21 protein-coding genes are annotated in these 20,159 nt (G+C 59.9%); 15 read left to right on the forward strand and 6 right to left on the reverse strand.

Annotation, left to right across the window (positions count from 1 at the left end; translation table 11 throughout):
- Nucleotides 1-58 precede the first annotated feature (58 nt).
- Entirely contained in the window at nucleotides 59-1,432 is a 1,374-nt protein-coding gene (locus HAD_RS11640) for an NAD-dependent succinate-semialdehyde dehydrogenase (RefSeq protein WP_035571177.1), read from the reverse strand.
- A 49-nt stretch (nucleotides 1,433-1,481) separates the two neighbouring features.
- On the opposite strand from HAD_RS11640, the gene HAD_RS11645 reads away from it, so the two are divergent.
- Nucleotides 1,482-2,252, forward strand: coding sequence for a 16S rRNA (uracil(1498)-N(3))-methyltransferase (locus HAD_RS11645; RefSeq protein WP_035571179.1), 771 nt, complete (start codon nucleotides 1,482-1,484; stop codon nucleotides 2,250-2,252).
- A gap of 77 nt (nucleotides 2,253-2,329) precedes the next feature.
- Nucleotides 2,330-2,770, forward strand: a complete 441-nt coding sequence (locus tag HAD_RS11650) for a hypothetical protein (RefSeq protein WP_035571180.1) — start codon at nucleotides 2,330-2,332, stop codon at nucleotides 2,768-2,770.
- Between the two features lie 14 nt (nucleotides 2,771-2,784).
- On the opposite strand, the gene HAD_RS11655 is transcribed toward HAD_RS11650, so the two are convergent.
- Nucleotides 2,785-3,423, reverse strand: coding sequence for a DUF6891 domain-containing protein (locus tag HAD_RS11655; protein ID WP_051596178.1), 639 nt, complete (start codon nucleotides 3,421-3,423; stop codon nucleotides 2,785-2,787).
- Between the two features lie 106 nt (nucleotides 3,424-3,529).
- Between HAD_RS11655 and HAD_RS11660 the strand changes: the two genes are divergently transcribed.
- Both HAD_RS11660 and HAD_RS11665 read left to right on the forward strand, forming a co-directional pair.
- Nucleotides 3,530-4,909, forward strand: coding sequence for a glutamate--cysteine ligase (locus HAD_RS11660; protein WP_035571182.1), 1,380 nt, complete (start codon nucleotides 3,530-3,532; stop codon nucleotides 4,907-4,909).
- A 108-nt stretch (nucleotides 4,910-5,017) separates the two neighbouring features.
- Complete coding sequence (locus HAD_RS11665) at nucleotides 5,018-6,814, forward strand: peptide MFS transporter (protein WP_241765349.1); 1,797 nt, start codon at nucleotides 5,018-5,020, stop codon at nucleotides 6,812-6,814.
- A gap of 102 nt (nucleotides 6,815-6,916) precedes the next feature.
- On the opposite strand, the gene HAD_RS11670 is transcribed toward HAD_RS11665, so the two are convergent.
- The 3 genes from HAD_RS11670 to HAD_RS11680 all read right to left on the reverse strand — a co-directional run bounded on the left by HAD_RS11670 (nucleotide 6,917) and on the right by HAD_RS11680 (nucleotide 9,496).
- Nucleotides 6,917-7,345: a rhodanese-like domain-containing protein gene (locus tag HAD_RS11670; protein WP_035571183.1), complete on the reverse strand. Its 429-nt coding sequence runs from the start codon at nucleotides 7,343-7,345 to the stop codon at nucleotides 6,917-6,919.
- A 127-nt stretch (nucleotides 7,346-7,472) separates the two neighbouring features.
- Nucleotides 7,473-8,876, reverse strand: a complete 1,404-nt coding sequence (tldD, locus tag HAD_RS11675; RefSeq protein ID WP_035571184.1) for a metalloprotease TldD — start codon at nucleotides 8,874-8,876, stop codon at nucleotides 7,473-7,475.
- A gap of 68 nt (nucleotides 8,877-8,944) precedes the next feature.
- A complete protein-coding gene (locus HAD_RS11680) occupies nucleotides 8,945-9,496 on the reverse strand; it encodes a tetratricopeptide repeat protein (protein ID WP_035571185.1) in 552 nt (183 codons plus the stop codon).
- Nucleotides 9,497-9,655: 159 nt separating this feature from the next.
- Between HAD_RS11680 and coxB the strand changes: the two genes are divergently transcribed.
- The 11 genes from coxB to HAD_RS11735 all read left to right on the forward strand — a co-directional run bounded on the left by coxB (nucleotide 9,656) and on the right by HAD_RS11735 (nucleotide 19,515).
- Nucleotides 9,656-10,621 carry a cytochrome c oxidase subunit II gene (coxB, locus tag HAD_RS11685; RefSeq protein WP_035571187.1) on the forward strand — a complete coding sequence of 322 codons (966 nt, stop codon included), beginning with the start codon at nucleotides 9,656-9,658 and terminating at the stop codon, nucleotides 10,619-10,621.
- Nucleotides 10,622-10,644: 23 nt separating this feature from the next.
- On the forward strand, nucleotides 10,645-12,315 hold the full coding sequence (gene ctaD / locus HAD_RS11690; RefSeq protein WP_035571188.1) for a cytochrome c oxidase subunit I: 1,671 nt from the start codon (nucleotides 10,645-10,647) through the stop codon (nucleotides 12,313-12,315).
- A 96-nt stretch (nucleotides 12,316-12,411) separates the two neighbouring features.
- Nucleotides 12,412-12,810, forward strand: a complete 399-nt coding sequence (locus HAD_RS11695; RefSeq protein WP_035571190.1) for a hypothetical protein — start codon at nucleotides 12,412-12,414, stop codon at nucleotides 12,808-12,810.
- An 87-nt stretch (nucleotides 12,811-12,897) separates the two neighbouring features.
- On the forward strand, nucleotides 12,898-13,851 hold the full coding sequence (gene cyoE, locus HAD_RS11700) for a heme o synthase (RefSeq protein WP_035571192.1): 954 nt from the start codon (nucleotides 12,898-12,900) through the stop codon (nucleotides 13,849-13,851).
- Nucleotides 13,852-14,190, forward strand: a complete 339-nt coding sequence (locus tag HAD_RS11705) for a hypothetical protein (RefSeq protein WP_035571193.1) — start codon at nucleotides 13,852-13,854, stop codon at nucleotides 14,188-14,190.
- Entirely contained in the window at nucleotides 14,187-14,765 is a 579-nt protein-coding gene (locus HAD_RS11710) for a cytochrome c oxidase assembly protein (RefSeq protein ID WP_035571195.1), read from the forward strand. The genes HAD_RS11705 and HAD_RS11710 overlap by 4 nt, the downstream gene beginning before the upstream one ends.
- A 77-nt stretch (nucleotides 14,766-14,842) precedes the next feature.
- A complete protein-coding gene (locus HAD_RS11715; RefSeq protein ID WP_035571196.1) occupies nucleotides 14,843-15,721 on the forward strand; it encodes a cytochrome c oxidase subunit 3 in 879 nt (292 codons plus the stop codon).
- Between the two features lie 110 nt (nucleotides 15,722-15,831).
- Nucleotides 15,832-16,521, forward strand: a complete 690-nt coding sequence (locus HAD_RS11720) for an SURF1 family cytochrome oxidase biogenesis protein (RefSeq protein ID WP_084331908.1) — start codon at nucleotides 15,832-15,834, stop codon at nucleotides 16,519-16,521.
- A complete protein-coding gene (gene thrC / locus HAD_RS11725) occupies nucleotides 16,518-17,903 on the forward strand; it encodes a threonine synthase (protein ID WP_035571200.1) in 1,386 nt (461 codons plus the stop codon). Before HAD_RS11720 ends, thrC begins: the two co-directional genes overlap by 4 nt.
- 1 nt (nucleotide 17,904) lies before the next feature.
- Entirely contained in the window at nucleotides 17,905-18,474 is a 570-nt protein-coding gene (locus HAD_RS11730) for a GNAT family N-acetyltransferase (protein WP_035571202.1), read from the forward strand.
- 12 nt (nucleotides 18,475-18,486) lie between these two features.
- Entirely contained in the window at nucleotides 18,487-19,515 is a 1,029-nt protein-coding gene (locus HAD_RS11735; protein WP_051596179.1) for an EAL domain-containing protein, read from the forward strand.
- 12 nt (nucleotides 19,516-19,527) lie between these two features.
- Here HAD_RS11735 and HAD_RS11740 read toward each other — a convergent pair whose 3' ends face one another.
- Nucleotides 19,528-20,088 carry a YqgE/AlgH family protein gene (locus tag HAD_RS11740; RefSeq protein WP_035571203.1) on the reverse strand — a complete coding sequence of 187 codons (561 nt, stop codon included), beginning with the start codon at nucleotides 20,086-20,088 and terminating at the stop codon, nucleotides 19,528-19,530.
- Between the last annotated feature and the right edge of the window lie 71 nt (nucleotides 20,089-20,159).

Consider the following 20,159-nt stretch of genomic DNA (forward strand, 5'->3'; position numbering starts at 1 on the left):
GCGGCTTATAGCGCGGATTCCCCGGACGGACAGCGGATTGCACGTTTCAGGGGAGTGATTACGCCACCGAGACGGTCTTACGGTTCATGAAGGCGTGAAGCCCGTCGGCGGCCAGTTCGCGGCCATAGCCTGATTGTTTGATGCCGCCGAAGGGCAGGCGTGGATCGGAGGCCACCATGGAATTGATGAATGTCGCGCCGGCTTCAAGCTCGTTTACGGCCTTGTCGATTTCGGCCTCCTCCTTGGAGAACAGGGTCGAACCAAGACCGAACACGCTGCGATTCGCACGGGCAATGGCGTCGTCGAGGCTGGAAACCTTCCAGAGATTGGCGACAGGGCCGAACATTTCCTCATCGGTCGAGGGCGTGCCGGAATGCGCTTCGGCAAGGATCTGAGGCGCGATCCAGGCGCCTTTGCCGGGCAGGGTCCGATCTTTCGTCAGGCTTTCGGCGCCGCCCTTCAGGGACCGGTCGACCTGATCTGCCAGTTCATCGCGGATCTGCAGTGTGGCAAGCGGGCCGACGTCCGTGCTGTCTTTCATCGGATCGCCTACTTCGAGCGCGTCGAACGCGGCCACGAAGCGTTTGCTGAATTCCGCATGGATGTCAGCGTGCACGAAGAACCGCTTGGCGGCGATACAGGACTGGCCGGAATTCTGGGTGCGGGCGGTGACCGCTGTCTTCACGGCCTTGTCCAGATCGGCGGACGGCATGACAATGAAGGCATCCGAACCGCCAAGTTCCAGCAGACTCGGTTTGATGCTGTCTCCGGCAATCGCGGCCACGCTGCGCCCGGCAGGGCCGGACCCCGTCAGCGTCACGGCTTTCACCCGGTTATCGCGAATCACGCCTTCGACATCAGACGAGCCGATCAGCAGCGTCTGGAAACAGCCGTCAGGAAAACCGGCGCGGCGGAATACGTCTTCGATGTTCAGGGCAGACCGCCAGACATTCGAGGCGTGTTTCAGCAGGCCCACATTACCCGCCATCAGGCCCGGCGCGGCGAAGCGGAAAACCTGCCAGAAGGGGAAGTTCCATGGCATGACGGCGAGGACCGGCCCCATGGGCAGGTGACGCACAAATGCGCGGTGCGCGTCGGTCCGGATTGTCTCATCCTGCAGGTAGCTGGCGCCGTGTTCGGCGTAGTGACGGCAGGCGGTCGCGCACTTTTTCACTTCGCCTTCAGCCTGGGCGAGCGGCTTTCCCATCTCCAGTGTGATGTCACGCGCATATTCGGAGGCCTTGGCCTCCAGGATGTCTGCCGCGCTGTTCAGCAACTCGGCGCGCTCCGCCAGCGGCACGTTCCGCCAGCTGAGGAACCGGTCAGCGGCTTTGTCCAGCGCGGACTCGATGCCCGACGCGTTGAGCGGCGTGAAGCTTTCGATCACTTCGCCATTTGCTGGGTTTATTGACTGCACCTGTGTGTCTGGCATGGCGTGCTCCTGACTTAACCTCGTCCCTGTATAAGCCTATACCCCGCCCATGAGTTCCACACCCCGACTGTTTGTGACCCAGGATCTGGCCGAAGGCGCAGCCTTTCCGCTGGACGATGCGCAATCGAATTACCTTCTTCGCGTCCTGCGGTTAGGCACGGGGGCGCCCGTGCGGGTGTTCAATGGCCGTGATGGCGAATGGGACGTCCGGATCGGCAATGTTCAGGGCAAACGCGCCAGCCTTGAGCCGGTCTCCCGGGTCCGCCCCCAGCCGGACGTGCCGGCCAGTGCGCCCATCCTGTTGTTTGCCCCGGTGAAGAAGGCAGAGACGGATTTTATCGTGGAAAAGGCGACGGAACTCGGGGCCGCGCAAATCTGCCCGGTTCTGACGGAGCGCACGCAGACCCGCACGGTTCGGCTCGATCGTTTCCACAAGATTGTGCTGGAGGCCGCCGAACAGACCGAAAGGCTGGACCTGCCGGAGGTGAAAGACCTTCAGCCACTTGCTGCGGCGCTGGATGCGCTGGCGGCGGGCACGGTCCTGATCTTCTGTGACGAGCGGGGCGACGATGCAGATGCGCCCTGGGGCGGCGAGACTGGCCGGGCAGGCCCCATCGCGGACGTGCTGGCAGGGCTCGGCGAGGCGCCGGTTGCGATCCTGATCGGGCCAGAAGGCGGATTCACACCGGAGGAACGTGACTGGCTACGTGGCCGGGAAGATGCCGCAGCCGTCAGTCTGGGCCCGCGTATCCTGCGGGCAGAAACAGCCGCTGTCGCAGCCCTTTCTGTCTGGCAGGCGTTGAAGGGGGACTGGCGCTGAACGGAAGCGGGGCTGCCTGTCTTGACGCGGGGAGACCAATACTTTTTCTGAAGGGCAAGAAACGTGGGGGAACAGCCATGAAACTGGATTGGAAGCGGGCCATTATGTCCGGGGGGGTGCTGGCTGGCCTTCTGTGCCTGACTTCGGCGCCGGCTTATGCGGAAGACGAAGCAAATCCTGTCGGCTGCGCGGCGATATACCGGCAACTGAACGAGCTGCGGAGCGAAGCGTTGGCGCCATGGACTATCCGAAAACGGCAAATCAACGAGTTCGAAGCGTTCGACTTCTTGGCACGTGAAGCAAAGATGCTCGAACTGGTCGAGGCGGATCCCAGCATGACGCCTGCCGATGTCGACACAATTTACGCGTTCATGGCGATGACGTCGTTTGAAGGGCTGATGACGGAGTATTCGATGACTCCTGAAATGATTGTTGGAACGCTCAAGACCGCTTCAGATTGCGACAGGCATTATGAATTCAGCCCTGTATCCGACGCGCTGATCCGGCATTTTAAGTAGAAAACCGGCCTGGCTCAGTAAAACCAGCGCTTGATCGGTTTCGGCCTGGCGCCTTCCCAGCGGCGTTTCCAGTCGATGGCGAGGCCGACGCGGTGATTGATCTTGCCGTCCCAGACCGGCTTCAGCCCAACCGATAGCAGCGTATCGTGCAGGCGCTGGCCGATGGCCACATTGTCTTCTGGTGAGGCGGTCGCGTCGGCGGCGCCGTAGCTGATATACAGGCTACCGCTTTCCACGGCGCTTTCCGTATCCTGCTGGTGGAAAAAGACATACCCCTTCGGTTCGCGGTTGGAGAGGTCCTGAAAGTCATCCATCTCGATGCCGATTTCGGCAGCGCCGCACGTGCCGCAGCAGGTAAAATGCTGGCGGGCGACAATGTCTTCATCTTCCAGCATGTCGAAGGCGAGGGCGAGACGGTCGTAATCGGTGAGAATTGGCCACGCCTCCTGATCCTGTACCAGTGCGGACACGGCGTGGACGAGGGCGTTGCGCACCTCGATCTGGCGGTCGCGGTCGGTGAGCGGGCTGCGAAAATCCTGTGCGTAATCCAGCAGGATTTCCTCGATCTCCTCCAGCGGCTCATAGCCGCCACGAACGTGCAGACGCGCCCACATTTTCAGGTCGTCGCGTTCATCGGTTGTCATCTTGGTCATCTGCGGACTCTCAACTTAAACTAATTCGTGAGAATAACGCGGTTGGCGTTCAAGAGAAACAACCTTATCTGCAAGCTTCATTCTGGTTCGCAACAGGGGGTTTGGGATGACCACGCCAACGTCGGACATCGACGAAACCTCCCCGCGCATCGCGGGAAAGCATGAACTCGTCGAGTATCTTGAGGCCGGGAACAAACCGGCAGCAGACTGGCGCATCGGGACTGAACACGAAAAGTTCGGCTTCCTGCGCGAGAATCTCGCGCCGCTCCCCTATGACGGGAAGGCCTCCGTGCTGGCCATGCTGGAAGGCTTGCGGGACCGGTTCGGCTGGGATCCCATTGTGGAAGGCGGCAAACTGATCGGATTGCAGCGTGACGGCGCCAGCGTGTCGCTTGAGCCGGGCGGCCAGTTCGAACTGTCCGGTGCACCGCTGGAGACGATCCACCAGACATGTACTGAAGTCGGCCGGCACCTCGAGGAAGTACGCGAGATTGCCGATCCGCTGGGGATTGCATTTCTCGGCCTTGGCGCGAGCCCGCTGTGGAGTCTTGCCGAGACGCCGGTGATGCCGAAAGGCCGCTACAAGATCATGATGGAGTATATGGACAAGGTCGGACGCCTTGGCCGCCAGATGATGTTCCGGACCTGCACCGTGCAGACCAATCTGGATTTCGAATCCGAAGCGGACATGGTGAAGAAATTCCGTGTGGCCCTCGCGCTGCAGCCGCTGGGCACGGCGCTGTTTGCCAATTCGCCCTTCATGGAAGGCCGGCCGAACGGTTTCCTGTCCTACCGGTCGCAGATCTGGACGGACACCGACCCGGACCGGACGGGCATGCTGCCGTTCGTTTTCGAGGACGGCATGGGCTTCGAACGTTATGTCGATTATGCCCTCGACGTGCCGATGTACTTCGTGCGCCGGGGCGGAAAATACCTGGATGCCAGCGGTCTCAATTTCCGGGATTTCATGGACGGCAAGCTTGAAATCCTGCCAGGCGAGCGGCCAGCGCTCGATGACTTCGTTGATCACCTTTCCACCATCTTCCCGGAAGTGCGCCTGAAGCGGTTCCTGGAGATGCGCGGGTCCGATGCCGGACCGTGGTCACACTTGTGTGCTTTCTCGGCTTTCTGGGTGGGATTGCTCTACTGCCCGACCTGCCTCGACGCGGCGTGGGACCGTGTGAAGTTGTGGACGGCGGCAGAGCGTGAGGCAATGCGCCAGTCGGTGCGGACACTCGGTCTCAGGACGCCGATTCCGGGCGGGGCCACAATGCAGGACCTGGCTATGGAAATGCTGGACCTTGCCCGTATCGGACTCAGCAATCGTAACAATCTCTCCGCATCCGGCGACAACGAGACGGGCTACCTGTCTGAGCTCGATGAGATTGCCCGTTCCGGCAAAACGCCCGCCGAACGCCTGCTGGAGCGCTATTACGGCGCCTGGAACCGCGATGTGCGCCATGTTTTCACGGAAAAGGCGTATTAGGGCAAAGCCTTCCCCGGTTCCGGGTATGATTTGGCACATACTGCCTTGAGACCACTGCGCTTGCGTGGTCATACTACCAGATCATAGAACTTCCGGGGAGTTGAACGCGTGACTGATATCGCTGCGTCGGGTGAAGCGGGCAAGGGCCGCGACACGTCTTTTTTTGGCCATCCAAAAGGATTGGCGATCCTGTTCCTGACAGAGATGTGGGAGCGTTTTTCGTACTACGGAATGCGTGGCCTGCTGGTGTTGTACCTGACCCAGCATTTCCTTTTCTCGGATGAGAAATCCTCGATCATGTACGGCGCTTACACAGCGCTTGTTTACGTGATGACGATTATCGGCGGCACCCTGGCTGACCGTTATCTCGGACAGCGCAAGGCGGTGACTTTCGGCGCCATCCTGCTGTGCCTTGGCCATTTTGGAATGGCGTTCGAAGGGGAGGGCTCAAAGGAATATGTTGTCACCAACGGCGCGGAAATAGAAATCCAGCATGAAGGGCGCGGCGACAACCGCCAGCTCTTCGTGGACATGGATGGAGAGAGCCGCAGGGTCGTGTTCGAGCAGGGAACGGGGGACCTGCAGATCCTCGAAACTGCGGACACCGCGAAAGAGCCGACCGCATCTGTTTATCAGCAGATCGCCAAGGATGATTACACGACCCGTATCGAGCGACAGCAGCTCTATACCAACATCCTGTATCTTTCGCTGGCCTTCATCATCGCTGGTGTCGGCTATTTGAAGGCAAACATTTCCACCATTGTTGGCGCAATCTACGAGTTTGACGATCCGCGCCGGGATTCAGGATTCAGCCTGTTCTACATGGGGATTAATCTCGGCTCTCTGATTTCGTCGCTGACTTGCGGCATCATCGGGATTGTATGGGGCTGGAGTTATGGTTTCGGACTCGCCGGAATCGGCATGCTGGCCGGATTGCTTGTGTTCCTCTGGGGACAGAAATTCCTTGATGGTAAAGCCGAGCCACCCAATCCGGAAGCCCTGAAGAAGTCGTTCCTGGGGCCAATCACTGTCGAAGCAGCCTGTTATCTTGCCGGCGCCGTCGTCATTGCGGTTGCCATGCTGCTGGTGATGAACGCGGAAGTTATTCCGGACTGGTTCGTTGGCTCTCTGGGTATCGTCATCTTCCTGGGACTGGTGATCTATGCGTTCGTTCAGCTTCACGGCAGTGAACGCAAGCGCATGTTTGCGGCAATATACTTTGTTTTGGCGCAGATTCCGTTCTGGGCCCTGTTCGAACAGGCTGGCTCCTCATTGACCCTGTTCACTGATCGTCTGGTCAACAAGGAGATGTTCGGCATCAATGTTCCGACACCGGTCTTCCAGTTCCTGAATGCTGGCTACATCGTCCTTTTTGCACCGATCTTTGCGTGGATGTGGATCGCACTGGCAAAACGCAAATTGGAACCGTCGACACCGGTCAAATTTGCAATTGGCGTTTTCCTGGCTGGCCTTGGCTTCCTTTCGCTCGTCGGAGGGATAGGCATGTCCGGCGCCGGGATGACTGCGGTTGGCTTCATTTTCCTGATCTATTGGGTCCACACGATGGGGGAACTGATGGTGTCGCCAGTCGGTCTGTCCGCTGTGACGAAACTGGCGCCTGCGCGTGTGGTCGGCATGACGATGGGAGCCTGGTTCCTGTATTCGGGACTGTCGAACTATCTCGCGGGCGTGATCGCCCGCACAACCGGCGCCGAGACGATCGGCGGCCAGATCACCGACGTGGCAGCCGCCAAAGCGACTTATGTCAGCGTCTATTCCAATGTCGGCTTTGTCGCGATGGGAATTGGTGTGTTGATGCTGATCATCTCGCCGATCATCAAAAGCTGGATGAAGGGAAGCGAGCTGCCGGCGGAATCCTCTATGGTCTCTGACGAGATGTTCTGACGACCCTTTGCAGTGTGAACATGAAAGGGCGGCGCCAAAAACCGGGCCGCCCTTTTTCGTAATCGTCCGCCTGGCCCAACGGCGGGTGCCGGGAATCGAAGCCTATTTGTAAGGCGGGATGAACGGATCAGTGGGCAGGCCGCGCTTCAGCCAGCCATCGCCGCTGTCGTCATTGCCCACCATGCCTTCGCGAATGTCGAAGACGTGTGTGAAGCCAGCCTTTTCAAGCACGCTGGCGGCTTCTCTGGAGCGTTTTCCGCTCCGGCAGATCACAGCGATCGGCTGTTCAAGATCCCCCAGAACGGCGCCACGCGCCTGGGCAATGAAATCCCGGTCCTTCACATTGATGCCATGGCTGTCGCGGGGCAGGCCGGTCATGGCCCACTCCGTCGGGGTCCGGACATCGAGAACCACGATGTCGCCCCGCTGTACCATTTGCCAGGCGGAATCCGCCGGCAGGGCGCCGGGATCTGCGCACGCAGGAGCTGTCATGAATGTGGCCCCGAGCAGGGCTCCAATCAGGAATCGCATCGTATCACCGTCCTCTACTTATCGGACACACGGACGAATCACGCCGTGTCCCTCTGCCCGATTGTGGCCAGAAAGTGACAAAATGATTCCGGGGCTTCAAGTCCCAGCCCCGGTTGTTACAGCAATTTTAGCCTGCACCGCCGACTGTAAGCGCACCAACCTTCAGGGTTGGCTGCCCAACGCCCACCGGGATCGATTGTCCGGCCTTGCCGCACATGCCGACGCCGTCATCCATGGCAAAGTCATTGCCGATCATGGTGACATCCTGCAGCACGGTCGGGCCATGTCCGATCAGGGTGGCATTCTTCACAGGTGCGATCACCTTGCCGTTCTCAACCAGATAGGCCTCGGTACACTGGAAGACGAAATTGCCGGAGGTGATGTCCACCTGACCGCCGCCGAAATCCACTGCCCACAGGCCGCGCTTGATCGATGACACGATCTCCTCCGGATCCTTGTCACCTCCCAGCATCACCGTATTGGTCATGCGCGGCATGGTCTGGGCCTCGTAGCTTTCGCGCCGGCCGTTGCCTGTCGGTTGCTGGCCCATCAGGCGCGCATTCAGACGGTCCTGCATATAGCCCTTCAGAATTCCGTCTTCGATCAGAATGGTCCGCTGGGTCGGTGTGCCTTCATCGTCGAAGGACAGCGAGCCGCGCCGGGCCTCAATCGAACCGTCATCAATGACCGTCACGCCTTTCGCGGCGACCTGTTCGCCGATCCGGCCTGCGTACACACTTGTGCCTTTGCGGTTGAAGTCGCCTTCCAGGCCGTGGCCCACGGCCTCGTGCAGCAGGACGGCTGGCCAGCCCGGGCCGAGCACAACTTCCATCTCGCCGGCGGGCGTCGCAATGGATTGCAGGTTCACCGATGCCTTCCGGATGGCCCGGCGGACCATGTCCTGCCACCGTTCGGGCCGGATCCACTCGTCATAAGCCGCCCGTCCTCCGGCCCCGGTACCTGCCGATTCGCGGCGGCCATTTTCTTCCAGCGTCACCGAGACGTTCAGGCGGACCAGCGGGCGGATGTCCGAGAAGGCCGCGCCGTCCGGGCGCAGGATGTCAACTTCCGTATGGCTGCCTGAGAGGGACACCGAGACTTGCACGACTCGCGGATCACTTGCCCGGGCCCAGGCGTCTATTTCGGCCAGAAGGCCGGTTTTCATGGAAAAGTCAGGCGCGGCCGTTGGGTCAATCGGCTGATAGAGGCGGCGATTGGTCGGAACGGGACTGGCGGCGAGCTTTCCGGAATAGCCGCGTTTGGCTTCTGATGCCGTTGAGGCGGCCCTGCGGATCGCATCCAGGGACAGTTCCGAGGCATAGCCAGACCCCTGTGCTTCTCCAGCGACAACGCGCAGGCCAAAGCCCTGATCTGTGTCGAAGGCGGCAGATTTCAGCCGGCCATCGTCAAAAACAAAGCTCTCAGAACGGGAGCGTTCGACATACAAGTCGCCGTCGTCACCGCCGCGCACGGCGTCGGCAAGAATTTCGGTGGCTTGGCGGAGATCGAAGGGAAGGGCGTTTTCTGTCATTCAGACTAGATGCGCGTCCGCAGCGTAGGCGGCAAGAGGCGAACGTGTGGTTTCCAGGAACCAGCCCTTCAGTTGGTCACGGTGAAGCGGGTGAGTTGCCATTTGGCGCGTTCGAATTCCGGATTGAGTTCCAGGGTTTTCTGGAAGTCCGAATAGGCGCCGACCAGATCTCCGGTGTTTTCACGCGCGATGGCCCGGTTGTAATAGGCGGCATAGAGTTCCTGGCTGTCGAGTTCGATTGCCTTGTTCAGTGAGACCAGGGCTGAGTCGAAATCCTTGAGGAAAATATAGGCCGCTCCCTCGTTCAGCCAAACGGCGCCGAGCTCGGGTTTCATCTTCTTGGCGGTGCCGTAGTCGGACAGGGCGCCGTCATAATCGCCCGCCCGCATGCGCAGCACGCCGCGATTCGTGTAGGTCGCCGCCCGGTTCTCCAATTTCATCATTTCGGCCTGAATGGCCTTGGTGCAGATTCGCTCGCCTTCCTGAGGCGAAACACGGCCGTACAGGGCCGCTTCGTAGCAGTCGCTGGCGATTCCGCCGCCGATGACGGACACTTGAGCGGACGCAGTGGGCGCAGCGATAGCAAGTAAGCTGGCGGCAAGCAGGGCAGATCGGATCATGGTAGCCTCCGAATTACGGGAATTTACCATATCATTTTATCACCGACGAGGCGAGGCGACGACAGGCTGCGACAATATTGAGCGCGGAAAGAGGTAGGTTGCGGCTAGTACGTATTGTAGATACAGGAGCAGAGATTCCAACGAGACGAGGATTCCTTCGTGCGACACCTTCTTGCCGCTCTTAGCGCAGCGTTGTTCGCCGCTCCGGCTTTTGCTGCCATTCCGCGTGATGGCGCTCTGGGCTTCCAGCCCGCCGCGACGCGTATTGCCGAGCGTATTCACCACTTCCACACCTTCCTGCTGTGGATCATTATTCCCATTACGATTTTCGTTCTGCTTCTGCTGGCGTACGTGATGCTGCGCCACAATAAGCGGTCAAATCCAACACCACGGAAGTTCAGCCACAATACGCTGATCGAGGTGATCTGGACCGTCGTTCCGGCGCTGATCCTTGTGGCCATTGCCAGCCAGTCCTTCCCGAACCTTTACTATCAGGACGTTCCGCCGAACCTGCAGCAGGTTCAGGACAAGGCGAACAAGTTGCTCGCTGACGGCAAGTCGGGCGAGTACGAGCGCTTCACGAAGGAATACAATCCCGAGGCGGCTGCCCAGGGCTTCGTGAACGTCAAGGCGCAGGGTAACCAGTGGAACTGGACTTATACCTATCCGGATATCACTGATGACGCCGGCTACCCGCTGGAGTTCGTGTCGAACCCGCTTCAGGTCGGCCTGTCGACCGATTCCAAGGAAGGCGTTCGCAACCTGTCCGTCGACTATCCGATGGTCGTGCCGGTTGGCCGCTACGTCCGTTACTATACCGCCGCTGCCGACGTGATCCACTCGTTCGCCGTGCCGGCCTTCGGTATCAAGACGGATGCCGTTCCGGGCCGCCTGAACGAAGGCTGGTTCCTCGTTGACGAGCCCGGCACCTATTACGGCCAGTGCTCGGAACTGTGCGGTGTGAACCATGCTTTCATGCCGATCGAAGTCCGGGTCGTGCCGCAGGAACAATTCGATCGTTGGGCGCAGCTGATGCTGGCCGGCGACTATGATGCTGCGGCCGCTTCGGTGCAGAACATCGCTTCCGTTGAACCGGCGACCCAACTCGCCGCGATCACTGAATAACCCGAGAGAGAAGAGTACGTCCCATGCCCATGGATGAAGTCGCCCTCGACCACGCCCACGACGATCATGACCACAAGCCTGGTTTCTTCACGCGTTGGCTGTTTTCCACCAACCACAAGGATATCGGTACGCTGTACCTGATCTTCGCGATGATCGCGGGGATCGTGGGATACACGCTTTCCGGCCTGATCCGCTGGGAACTTGCCGAGCCGGGTATCGGCGTGCTGACGCGCTTCGTTGCCGGTGAAGGCGACGTGGCGATTCAGAATGCCAAGCATTTCTACAACATGGTCATCACCTATCACGGCCTGATCATGATCTTCTTCATGGTCATGCCGGCCCTGATCGGCGGCTTCGGCAACTGGTTCGTGCCTCTGATGATCGGCGCGCCTGACATGGCGTTCCCGCGGATGAACAACATCTCGTTCTGGCTGACCGTTGCTGCTTTCGTCCTGGCTTGCATCTCGATGACGATCCCGGGCGGTTCGGCGGGCAATGGCTTTGCAGGTGGTTGGGTGCTTTACCCGCCGCTGTCCTCGACGACCGGTCACCCCGGTCCTGCAATGGATGTCTTGATCCTTTCGCTCCACACTGCCGGTATCGCGTCGATCCTGGGTGCCATCAACTTCATCGTGACCATCCTGAACATGCGCGCGCCGGGCATGACCCTGCACAAGATGCCGCTGTTCGCCTGGGGTGTGCTCGTAACGGCTGTCCTGCTTCTGCTGTCACTTCCGGTGCTCGCTGCTGCGCTGACCATGCTGTTGACGGACCGGAACTTCGGTTCCCAGTTCTTCAACCCGGCCGGTGGCGGTGACCCGGTCATGTTCCAGCACCTGTTCTGGTTCTTCGGTCACCCGGAAGTCTACATCATGATCCTGCCGGCCTTCGGCATCATCAGCCACATCGTGTCGACCTTCTCCAAGAAACCGATCTTCGGTTATCTCGGCATGGCCTACGCCATGGTGTCGATCGGCGTCATTGGCTTCGTCGTGTGGGCGCACCACATGTACACGGTCGGTATGGATGTGGACCTGAAAGCCTATTTCGTTGCCGCGACGATGGTCATCGCCGTTCCGACGGGGATCAAGATCTTCTCGTGGATCGCCACGATGTGGGGCGGTTCGATCGAATTCAAGGTCCCGATGCTCTGGGCCATTGGCTTCATCGCGCTCTTCACAGTTGGCGGGGTCACAGGGGTTGTGCTTGCCAATGCGGGCATCGACCACTCGCTGCACGACACTTATTACGTGGTGGCGCACTTCCACTACGTGCTGTCGCTCGGCGCTGTGTTCGGTCTCTTCGCAGGCTGGTACTACTGGTTCGAGAAAATGTTCGGCATCAAGTACAATGGTTTCCTTGGCGGCCTGCATTTCTGGCTGATGTTCATCGGCTCCAACGTCCTGTTCTTCCCGCAGCACTTCCTGGGCCTGCAGGGCATGCCGCGCCGCTACATCGACTATGCCGACGGCTTTGCCACCTGGCACCACATCTCTTCGATCGGTTACGCCATCACCATGGTTGCCACGCTGGTCTTCTTCATCGGTTTGGCTGAAGCCCTGATCCGCCGTCGCAAGGGTGTGGCCAATCCGTGGGGCGAAGGTGCCACGACGCTGGAATGGACGCTGCCGTCGCCGCCGCCGTTCCACCAGTACAATGAACTGCCGCACGTTACGGCCAAGGGCGGTCACTAACTCACCGCTTGAGATACTCAATCGCAGCGGCCTCTCGTCCCACGAGAGGCCGTTCGCATTCGGAAGTCCCGGAAAGAAGGACGTGAAACGTTGAACATGCGCCTGCCCATCGTGATTGGCATGTATGCCTTCATCGTGGTGTTTCTGCCGCGCAATCCGGCCGTGGACCGCATGTTCGACAAGGTGCGGACCATCGATCCGGATATTGCGATTACAGTCTCCGTCGTGGCGCTGATCGCCGGAAGTATTGGTTTGTGGGTTCTCTGGCGCCAGCCGAAGGGCCTGCTGCGGACAAAGCCAAGCCGTAAATTGGTGATCGTCAATTCCGGTCTTGTCGGCATCGTGTTCGCAGGCATTTTCGACGTCATGCAAAAGCTGTCCGGGACCTCGACGGATCTGATCAGCCTGATCCTGGTGCCGATCGCCTTCATGATTGCGGAAGCCACTTACCTGGCACTCGAATGGCGCATGAACCGCAAGTTTGATAAGGAATAGGGCGGTATTTGGCCTCAATGACCCAATTGTCGCGCTGACAGCACTGACTTCCACACCCATACCATTAACAGAGCAACCGGACCTGAAATGACCGACGCCCCCGCCACTCCAGAAAAGCGCTACGGCACTGCTGGCGACTATGTGCAGCTGCTCAAGCCGCGCATCATGATGCTGGTCGTGTTCACCGCAGTGGCGGGTCTGATTGCGGCCACCGGCGTGACCGGTCAGTCAATGAATCCAGTCATGGCAGCGATCGCCGTGCTTGCCGTGGCGCTTGGGTCCGGCGCGGCGGGCGCGATCAACATGTGGTACGATTCCGATATCGACCAGGTGATGACGCGAACGTCCACGCGGCCGATCCCGTCCGGAGCTGTGCCGCGTGAAGAGGCAATTGCAATGGGCATGATCATGAGCGGCGTGTCCGTTCTGCTCATGTGGCTTGCGTCGAACTGGCTGGCAGCTGCGTTGCTCGCATTTTCGATCTTCTACTACGGCGTCATTTACACGATGTGGCTGAAGCGTTCGACGCCGCAGAACATTGTTATCGGCGGTGGAGCCGGGGCCTTTCCGCCGGTGATCGGCTGGGCGGCCGTAACGGGCAATACGCCACTTGATGCGTGGATCCTTTTCGCCATCACCTTCTTCTGGACCCCACCGCATTTCTGGGCGCTGAGCCTGCTGGCCCATTCGGAATATGAAAAAGCAGGCGTGCCGATGCTGCCGGTGACGCATGGTGCGAAAGCCACCCGGCTGCAGATGCTGATCTATACATTTGTACTGGCGGCAGTTTCCATGGCGCCGTTGGTGACCGGGCTTGGCGGCTGGGTCTATGGCGTCGTGACAGGCGTGTTGAACCTCGCCTTCCTGTATTTTGCGGTGCGTGTCTGGCGCTCGCATGCCGGAGACAATGGGGCCTCGGGGGCAGACCAGAAGCTGGCACGCAGCATGTTCCTGTTTTCGATCCTTTATCTGTTCCTCGTCTTCGCGGCTCTGATCGTAGAGCACGCGGCCGGACTGCATTTTCCTGTCGGAGTCCTGTAAATGAGCAATGAGGATCTGAAACCGGGTGAGGAAAGTTTCCCGGAGCCCGCGCATCTGGACGCTGCGGCGCGCACGGCCCAAAAGCGGCGAAATCTGTGGTTGGGGCTGGCGTTGCTGGGCTTTGTCTTTCTCGTGGGGCTCACCACTTTCGTGCGCCTCAGCGGGTCGCAGGACAATCAGGCCAACTTCTATTACAATATGAATCAGACCGGGCAGGAAGAAACGCCGGCGCTTCCGCCGGGAATGTCGCCGGATCAGGCCGCGCCGCCAGAGGTTCTATCGGTGGATCCTGAGGTTTCGGAGGAGATCATCGTGGAAGAGGAGACACCCGAGCAATGAGACTGTCGAACGCCAAAGTCGCCGGCATTTCGCTGGCGGTCTTCACGGCCATGCTGGGCCTCGGATTTGCCGCGAAGCCGCTGTACGGCACCTTCTGCCGGGTGACCGGATACGGTGGTACCACCAGAATCGCCACATCGGCGCCGAAGGAGATTGTCGATCAGACCATCACCGTGCGTTTCGATACGAATGTGGCCGACGTACCGTTGGAATTCCGCCCATTACAGCGCTCCGAAGATGTGAAAATCGGTCAGCATGGCCTGGCGTTTTTCGAGGTGTCCAATCCGACCGACGAAGAAATTCACGTTATTGCGGCGTATAATGTGACGCCGCATTATTCCGGCAAATACTTCAACAAGCTGGAGTGTTTCTGTTTCGATGAGCGGGTGATTGCGCCTCACGAGACCAAGAAACTGCCCGTGGTGTACTTCATCTCGCCAGATATGGTGGATGACCATGTGGCAGACCAGCTGGAGACGATTACGCTCAGCTACACTTTCTATGAAAGTTCGAAATACAATGGGCCCAAGACCCAAGCGGCTTTAGGTGCGGCGAATTCAGCCACGGGCGGCTGAAACTGTTGCACTTTCGGTCCGGAGCGGTCTAAACAGCTCAGAGATTCTAGGGATATAAATCAAGGGGTCCGCCAGACATGGCTCACGGCGAAGTCAAACACGATTATCATCTGGTCAACCCGTCACCGTGGCCGCTGCTCGGCTCGTTGTCGGTACTGGTTCTGGCGCTTGGCGGCGTCAATTTCATGAAAGGCCTTTTCGGCATGGAAAAGGGAACCGTGTGGCTTCTGGCCCTCGGTTTTGCCATGGTCGGCTGGGTCATGATCGGCTGGTGGCGCGAAGTCATCAAGGAAGGCAAGATCGGCGACCATACGCCGGTTGTTTCCATTGGTCTCCGCTACGGCATGATTTTGTTTATCGCTTCTGAAGTGATGTTCTTCGTCGGCTGGTTCTGGAGCTTCTTCGAATTTGCCATTTTCCACGGCGCCCGCGTCGGTGAAACCTGGGACGCAGCCAATCCGCTGTTCGCGGACGCTCTGTCGAAATTCAGTGATTGGCCGCCGGTTGGCGTCGAAACCTTCGACCCGTTTCATCTGCCGCTGATCAACACACTGATCCTGCTGCTGTCCGGTACGACTGTGACCTGGGCGCACCACGCGCTGCAGCATGATGACCGGTCCGGCGCAAAACTGGGCCTTCTGGTTACTATCCTGCTCGGCATGGCCTTCACCGCGCTGCAGGTGTTCGAGTACAGCCACGCTCAATTCAGCTTCGATGGCACGCTGTATGGTTCGGCCTTCTTCATGGCCACCGGCTTCCACGGCGCACACGTTGTGATCGGTACGTTGTTCCTGATCGTGTGCCTGCTTCGCCTGCTTATGGGCGGCATGTCGGCCAAGAAACATCTCGGCTTTGAATTTGCCGCTTGGTACTGGCACTTCGTTGACGTCGTCTGGCTGTTCCTGTTCGCCTTCGTCTACGTGACGCCCTACCTCGCGCTGGGTGCCGGGCACTAGACGGCCGCGCAAACGACGCGCTGACTTTCCAGGGGCCCGCCGGCGCGCAATCGCCCGGCGGGCTCTGCTTATTCGGGCAGGGCCGTTCCCTGCGGCTGAAAGGGTCGAAGATGACTTTTCGTCCGTATCCCGTGATGACCGTACTGACGCTGATCAGCCTCGGCATCCTGATCTGGCTTGGCAACTGGCAGTATGGCCGTTTCACAGAGAAAATGGCGCTTGACCGGCAGACGCCGGACTGGACCGTTCTGGACGGTGAGATCGTGCCCGGCAGCGAAATTCTTTCCTACTATTTTGTGGAAGGGCAATCGGGTTGGATGCGCGTGGTCGCCGTCGATACGGGTGAGGCTGTGGTCTACACGCCAATCGAAATCGTCCAGCAAATCGACCCTCCAGGCGTTTGTGAGGGTGAACACTGTCCGGCGGGCCGGTTGTCAGCCAGAGGGGTCTATAAGCCAGCCTTCAAGCGCAACGCCTTCACCGCCGCAGACGACAAGGCAAATCGTGTCTTCTATGTCCTGGACCCTGCAGAGTTCGCGTCGCTTCTCCCGGATGAACCGGCTTCGCGCGTGAAGCTGGAAGTATTCGAGCCGGAGGTCATCCGTTTCGTCTCCGAAAGCGGCCCCTATCTGATCGACAATCCCTATGCGCGTCTGCGCCTGGATGACGAATTGCCACCACAACGGCATTTTGGGTATGCGATCACCTGGTGGGGGCTGGCCATGGCGCTTATCGGCGTATATCTCGCCTTTCATCACCAGAAGGGACGTCTCAGGTTCCGGAACGAGGGCAAATCGTGAAGTATATCTCTACCCGGGGCCAGGCTCCGTCTACTGACTTTGCCGGCGCGTGCCTGGCTGGCCTGGCGCCGGACGGCGGGCTGTATGTGCCGGAAAGTTTTCCGCAGATTGATCCCCCTGCAAAGGGCGAAACCTATCATGAAGTCGCCGCGCGCATTCTTTCCGCTTTCACGGGCGATGCGATTCCGCTGGACGACCTGAAACCGCTTTGCGCGCGGGCATATGGCAGCTTCGCGCACCAATGCGTCGCTCCGCTGACCCAGTGGCGTCAGGATGCATGGCTGATGGAATTGCATCATGGCCCGACGCTGGCGTTCAAGGATATCGCGATGCAGATCATCGCGCAGATCTACGACTATCTCCTCGATAAATCCGGACAGCGTATGATGATTGTCTGCGCGACCTCTGGTGACACAGGGGGCGCAGCAGCAGCCGCGTTTGCCGGCGCAAAGAATACTGATCTCGTGATCCTGCATCCGCATGGGCGGATTTCGCCGGTGCAGCGGATGTTCATGACCACGACCGGCGCGTCGAATATCGTGAACCTGGCGCTTGATGGCGATTTCGATGACTGTCAGGCGATCGTGAAAGACATGTTCGGTGACCGGGAATTTGTAAACCGGGTGAATCTGTCTGGCGTCAATTCCATTAACTGGGCCCGGGTGGCAGCGCAGTCGGTCTATTACGCGACAGTGCAGGCGGCGCTTGGCGGCGCGCTCCGCTTTGTCGTGCCCAGCGGAAACATGGGTGATGCGCTGGCGGGGTATGTGGCTGCGCGCTGCGGTCTTCTGAGTGGTGGATTCGAAGCGGTGTGTGCGGTGAACGCGAACGATGCGCTCGCCCGCCTGTTCAATACCGGCGTGATGTCCCGCGCCTCGGCGGTCGCGACGCCGAGCCCGGCTATGGATATTTCCGTGCCGTCCAACTTCGAACGGCTGCTGTTTGAAATGACCGGGCGTGATGCCGATGCCGTCCGCACCACATACGATACCTACAAGCAGGCTGGCGAAGCGCCTTTGCCGGAAGAGGCTGTCTCACGCCTGAAATGCTCTGGCCTGTCGGCCGCCTCTGTCAGCAATGACGAGACTATGGGGGAGATGGCGCGTTTCGAACAGGAGACAGGGTGGCAGATTTGTCCGCATACAGCGGTCGGAACCTTCCACGCTCGCCGTCTGCCTGACGCCGATGTCAAAACGGTAGTTCTCGCCACTGCGGCGGCGGCCAAGTTTCCTGAAACTGTGGAAGAGGCGACCGGGCGCAAGCCTGTGATGCCCGCGCGGGCGGAAGCGCTCTACCAACACGACGAAGTGTTTGAGCGGACTGAGGCATCCATTGCCGCTGTCCGCGCGCGCATCGAGCAGCATGTGGGGCGGAGCCGGTAGAATGTTGCCGCCCTTGCGCGAAACGCTGGTAACGACGGAGCGGCTGGTGCTCGCGCCGCCGTTCCGGGCCGATTTTGCGGAGTGGGCAGATTTGCGGGAGCGCAGCCGGACGCATCTGGAGCCCTGGGAACCTGTCTGGCCAAGCGATGTGCACAGCAAGGCGGACTGGAGCCGGCGCCTGAAGGCCTGGCACAGCAGTTGGCGTAATGGCCGGGCGCACGTCTTCCTGATCCGCCGTCAAACCGACAACCGGCTCATCGGAGGCGTTTCGCTTACCAATGTACGTGGCTGGCCGGCCCAGGCCGCCAATCTCGGCTACTGGATCGGGGCGGACCATCAAGGCAACGGATACATGCATGAAGCCGTAGGCACGATTTGTACCTGGGCGTTCCAGATTCTTGACCTTTGGCGTATCGAAGCGGGTACCTTGCCAACCAATAAACGGTCTCAGCGGGTCCTCGCGAAAGTCGGTTTCGAACGGGAAGGATATGCCCGCGATTATCTCGAGATTGCGGGAAAGCGTGAAGACCACGTACTTTTCGCTCTCGTCAGGCCGACGATGCAGCGTTAGATTCACAACATCATGGCGCAACCTTCCGAGATAAGCCCGCAGGGCAACTGGCACTGGAGTGCCCCGGCCAAGCGCCTCGTGATCGATGTGCCGCCTGGGTCTCCCTATTCTGAGCTGTCCGGGGACTGGTCCATCGATGCGCTGGAACAGATGCTCGAGGGCCTGAGCCGCGGACGCCTGGAGCGGACATTCGACGCAGGTGAGGGGCCTGTACGCTGCAACCTCCGCCTGTCGAGCGGGCGCGGTGTCCATCTTGTCGGGGCGTTTGTCGGAGATACGGAAGCGCGCGGCATGCTGCTGACGGGAGATGATCTGCAGGAGATCGACCCGTCAGACCTGAAGCCCGGGCCGGACCTCGCGCCGGTCTTCCAGCCAATTGTGTCTTTGCGCAACGGGCAGGTTGCCGGATTTGAGGCACTGGCCCGTTGGGACGATGGTGACTTCACGTCGCCGCCCAGCCGATATGAGGATGAGGCGCTCGCCTCCAACATGCTGATCCGATCCGCTGAAGCTCTGGCGCGGCTGCGCGACATTACAGGGCGCGAGGACCTGTTCATGCAGGTCAACCTGACAGCGAGAGATCTCGCCCGCGGGACGTTGCCTGCGCTCGTTGAGGCATTGATCAACGGCTATAATTTGCCGGAACGCTCGATGAAGATCGAGTTGACCGAACAGGCTGCCCTGCGCGACGCAGATTTTGCCTTGTCGGCGGCCCTCGCATTGAAAGCCGTGGGGGCGGGGCTGGTTCTGGATGATTTCGGCACCGGGCATTCTTCGTTCGCCTGGCTGGCGGATCTTCCGGCGGATAGCCTCAAGATCGACCACGGCCTGACCCGGCGGCTGGGCCAGCACCGGACGGACACAATCCTTTCAACCATCACGCTCCTTGCCAATCGCCTTGGCATGACCAGCACGGCGGAGGGGGTTGAACGCAAGGAAGACGCAGCGCGGCTGCGCGCGCTCGGCTTCGATCATGTGCAGGGATTTGCGTTTGCGCGGCCTATGGATATCGAATCCGCGATCCGCTTCATGCGCTATTGACCAGGGCTCGGGTCAGGCGTTTCCCGGATCAACCTGCAATCTTGCGCTGTCGATACCGAGGCGGCCAAGCGCGTGGCGCCATTTGCGCTCATGCGCGCTGGAGAAAATGAGTTCGGGATCAAGGTCACAAACCAGCCAGGCATTCTCGGCCAGTTCCACTTCCAACTGGCCCGCGCCCCAGCCGGAATAGCCAAGCGCCAGCACACTGCGCCGGGGTGGCTGGACGGACCCCATGGCATGCAGGATGTCTCGCGTGGCGGTCATGCAGATGTCGCCTTCGACCGGCAGGCTGGCGCCTTCATTGTAGACATCGTCGGTGTGCAGCACGAATCCACGGTCGGAACTCACCGGGCCGCCATCCAGCACGAACGTGTCCGGCACATCTGCTTCAATCGGCACATCGAGTTGTTCGAACAATTGGGGCAGGCGCAGATGCGCCATCGGCTTGTTCAGCACGATACCCATCGCGAATTCCGGGGAATGCGCACAAACAAGGATGACAGATCGCGCAAAACGGGTGTCGCCAATCCCGGGTAGGGCGATCAGGAGCTTGCCTGTCAGGTCTGTATCCATGGGCGCGGAAATCCTTCAACGATGAAGCTGGGCGATCCCGGTCGCTTTGGCAAGGGCCGGACTCCTTGCTT

The organism is Hyphomonas adhaerens MHS-3 (assembly GCF_000685235.1).
GTDB lineage: Bacteria > Pseudomonadota > Alphaproteobacteria > Caulobacterales > Hyphomonadaceae > Hyphomonas > Hyphomonas adhaerens.